Annotated in this window: 1 protein-coding gene and 1 tRNA gene; both read left to right on the top strand. The window is 36.2% G+C overall.

What is annotated here, in order from left to right; translation table 11 throughout:
• Nucleotides 1-101 precede the first annotated feature (101 nt).
• A tRNA-OTHER gene (locus M3P05_RS20375) sits at nucleotides 102-194 on the top strand.
• Nucleotides 195-199: 5 nt separating this feature from the next.
• Complete coding sequence (locus tag M3P05_RS20370) at nucleotides 200-1,033, top strand: hypothetical protein (protein ID WP_249701968.1); 834 nt, start codon at nucleotides 200-202, stop codon at nucleotides 1,031-1,033.
• Nucleotides 1,034-1,102 lie beyond the last annotated feature (69 nt).

Below are 1,102 nucleotides of genomic sequence, written 5' to 3'. Positions count from 1 at the left end.
AGGCGTTATGACAATCACATCAACATCCAGAGCACCTCATCTCTATTGAAAAAATATTGGTTATTTAGTAGAGTTCAGTCCCTTACTGCACACCTATATGACGCCTGAGGTTCGTGGAGGAGCGCTTCCCTTCAAAACTCTAAACTTAGAGTCCTAAAAGGAAGAGAGTGGGTTCAATTCCCGCCAGGCGACCAAAAGTATGATAGCCACTAAAGCACGTAAACTATTCAAGAAGAGGTTTGGTAATGCAAACCATTTATTAATTACTTCTTTAATAGGTCTTGATGCACTGGAAAAATCAGGCATCAAAAATGTTCCGGATATTTTCAGCACTTCTTGGAATCCAAAAAATACCAAAAATTCAATAAATAGAAGTAGGATATTTATTCTCCAGTCGTTTCTAGGTTCTGCTGTAGAGTCTTTAGAAATGTACATGACAGAGCTTAATAGAAAACCCAAAGAGCTAAAGTCTGAACGATTTACAACTCTATTTTCTCAAGCAAACCAGTCTATTTATAAAAAAATAACATTGATTGGAGATGAGTTACAGATTGATCCGGTGTTAATTTCACTCATGGAAGTACTGATCACGTGGAGAAATTACTCATTTCATTATGATATTGACAATGAAATAAGAGATCAAAGCTCAGGTATTCTTAGATCAGAAAGAGATAGAATCAAAAATGAATATTGTGGGCTAGATTCTGTTCTTCTTGGAGAAAAGTGGAAGAAACACATTGATTTCACATTTAAAGAGGCTGCCTCACTAATCAGCGCTACCCATAAGTTCGTACAAGCAGTCGATGAATACATAGTTAATAATATTGACTTAGAGCAATATGCTTATGACTCAATAAGCAATATGACTAAAGAAAAAAAGTTCTGCCAGAAAATTTATTCATTACCAGACGAAAAGAAAAGACGATACCTTCAGAATATTATAAATGACAAAATCGGGGTTCCTTCAATAAGCAATGATGTTCTTGACTCTATTCTGAATAGAATACAGAGCAGTCATGTTACAGATAGCTAGCACCTCACAAGATTGTCATAACAAGTAAATCCAGGTGACGCCTACGGCGCACCTGATTTAGGCGTTAGC

The sequence above is a fragment of the Parendozoicomonas callyspongiae genome (genome assembly GCF_023502345.1).
GTDB classification, from domain to species: Bacteria; Pseudomonadota; Gammaproteobacteria; order Pseudomonadales; family Endozoicomonadaceae; genus Sansalvadorimonas; species Sansalvadorimonas callyspongiae.
The sequence above is the reverse complement of the archived record's forward strand: the minus strand, read 5'-3'. Positions and strand labels throughout refer to the sequence as shown.

Excerpts from the sequence above, each read along its gene's own strand:
- M3P05_RS20370 (WP_249701968.1), top strand. The coding sequence starts at position 200 with ATGATAGCCACTAAAGCACGTAAACTATTCAAGAAGAGGTTTGGTAAT.